The following is a 2081-nucleotide window of genomic DNA, read 5'->3' as shown; positions in this document are numbered from 1 at the left end:
AAGTGATTGATTTGCCTGCGGATCAGTTGCCTGCGATAATTTCCCTTTTTGAACGGATAATAGCCGAGGTTGAAAAGCCAGCCGCTTTGGGCAGCGATATGGTAAAGTTGCTGATGCTGCAGATCTTTATCCTCATAAACCGTTGTCAGGGCAAGAGCGATAACTTTGGAAAACAAGGTTATAACCAAACGCTGATCCGTAATTTTCAGAAACTGATTGAACAGCACTATATTGATGTAAAGCTCCCCAAGGACTATGCCGAATTGCTTTACATTACCCCTAATCATTTAAATGCAGTATGCAAAGATGTGTTGGGCTTGTCGGCAGGGGAGGTGATCCGTAACAGGACACTCCTTGAAGCCAAAAGACTGTTGACCAACCCAAGGCTTAACATAAGCGAAATTGCCTTTAACCTTAATTTTAGCGACAATTCCTACTTTACCAAGTTCTTTAAAAAGATTGAGGGTATTACCCCCGAAGAGTTCAGAAAGAAAACCTTAAACAATAAATCATAATAATATGGAAACCCCTAAATATAAATTATCTGCATGGTCTGCCTTTGCAAACGCTAAATGTCCGCGTTGTAGGCGCGGTGATCTGTTCATTTCCGGGATGTATGAATTTAAAGGCCAGGAAATGCATAAAACGTGCTCGCACTGTGGTTTGGTGTATGAGCGCGAGCCAGGCTATTTTTATGTAGCCATGTTTGCCAGCTATGCACTTAACGTTGCCGAAATGGTTACGCTGGCCGTTGCTATCAGTGTTTTAACAGGCAGCAGCAACCCATGGTTGTATGTAACCATTATTTTAGGAGTGGCGGTTGCTTTGGCTCCTTTTAATTACAGGTATTCGAGAGTGATGCTTTTACACTGGCTTACACCGGGTTTGCATTACCACCCGGAGATGAGCGAGGATAAAACGAAATAATTTAACTGACTGAAATACACAACGATGCCCTTAATTGAAAAATTAAGGGCATTTTCATTTAAACCAAAAACAGCGGCCGCAGTCATAATAAATAACAAGCTTGATTTATATAAATTAAATAAGTATTTGAAATTAAGCTGTTTATAATTACTTAAAATCTATTGTCATGAAAGCAAAACTTCAATCACTGAAAGCCGATCTATATAATGTATTTGTAGCTGGTAATGCCGATGACAGGCAATTGGCAAAAGCGTATTTCTTGTTGGCCATCCCTTTATTCGCTATATTTTTTGGTTTGGGTTCTTTTCCAAAATTCTGATCATAAAAAAACAGTCGGTCCATTTCTGTACCGACTGTTTACAACTGTTCCTAACTAATTAACTAACTATTAAACTGAAATTATTCTTCGATTTGGTTTAGGCCAACGTAATTTGCTGCAATAAGTAACTTATTAAAAGGCAGATTTTTTGCCCGGTGGTTACTATTGTTATATCTGTTTAAAACATCATTGTAATGTGAGTCTGAAAATATAAGACGGGTATTGATTTCTGAATTATATAGCGAATCCTCGTTTATGTTAATATCGCTGCGCTGAGCGGGCTTGAGTTTTTTTTCAGGCGTTGAGGCAAACATATTGGCACATGCTATTAAAATGAGGGATGTCGCAACCAGTACAAGAAAATGGTAGAATAATTTCATAAGCAAGGTATAAGTTTTTAAAAGTGCCTCTGAGCGTGCAGAAGCAAATTATACTCCAAAAATAACCAACGCTTTAAAAAAAGTAATCAGGGATTTCACCGTTTTGCGTACGTAGTTTTACGCAATTTTTAATGGATACAGGTGAATAGTTAAATGTAGAAAGAAAATTTGAAATAACGTTGATATTTCGATAAAAAAAATTAAAACCTTTTACCGGCTGCAATGAGCAGATTTTCAGAGGCTCTATCATAAATCAAATTGATCACCCTGGTGTTACATTATCTATGAATTGAGATTTAGCCGATAATATTTATTGACTCGTCCGGAAAAAACTATACACAAAAAAAGGTGTATGAAAAAGGAAAACGAGGAGATATTACGGGTAGTGCGAGAAGACAAGCGCAGCCATCTTCCGGCCAATTTACGGGAGCAACTAATAAAAGAGATAGAAGCAG

At 37.8% G+C, this 2081-nt stretch carries 4 protein-coding genes; 3 read left to right on the top strand and 1 reads right to left on the bottom strand.

Annotation, left to right across the window (positions count from 1 at the left end; all coding sequences use genetic code 11):
* From VF500_RS03830 to VF500_RS03820, 3 genes are all read left to right on the top strand, one after another.
* A partial coding sequence (locus tag VF500_RS03830; RefSeq protein ID WP_330858399.1) for a helix-turn-helix domain-containing protein occupies positions 1–515 on the top strand: 515 nt, incomplete at its 5' end.
* Between the two features lie 4 nt (positions 516–519).
* Positions 520–927 (top strand): DUF983 domain-containing protein, encoded by a 408-nt coding sequence (locus VF500_RS03825; protein WP_330858398.1) that lies wholly within the window; start codon positions 520–522, stop codon positions 925–927.
* Positions 928–1093: 166 nt separating this feature from the next.
* On the top strand, positions 1094–1246 hold the full coding sequence (locus VF500_RS03820) for a hypothetical protein (RefSeq protein WP_158603985.1): 153 nt from the start codon (positions 1094–1096) through the stop codon (positions 1244–1246).
* Between the two features lie 80 nt (positions 1247–1326).
* Here VF500_RS03820 and VF500_RS03815 read toward each other — a convergent pair whose 3' ends face one another.
* Complete coding sequence (locus tag VF500_RS03815) at positions 1327–1626, bottom strand: hypothetical protein (protein ID WP_330858397.1); 300 nt, start codon at positions 1624–1626, stop codon at positions 1327–1329.
* Positions 1627–2081: the final 455 nt, after the last annotated feature.

The sequence above is a fragment of the Mucilaginibacter sp. genome, assembly GCF_036383575.1.
Lineage (GTDB): Bacteria > Bacteroidota > Bacteroidia > Sphingobacteriales > Sphingobacteriaceae > Mucilaginibacter.
The sequence above is the reverse complement of the archived record's forward strand: the minus strand, read 5'-3'. Positions and strand labels throughout refer to the sequence as shown.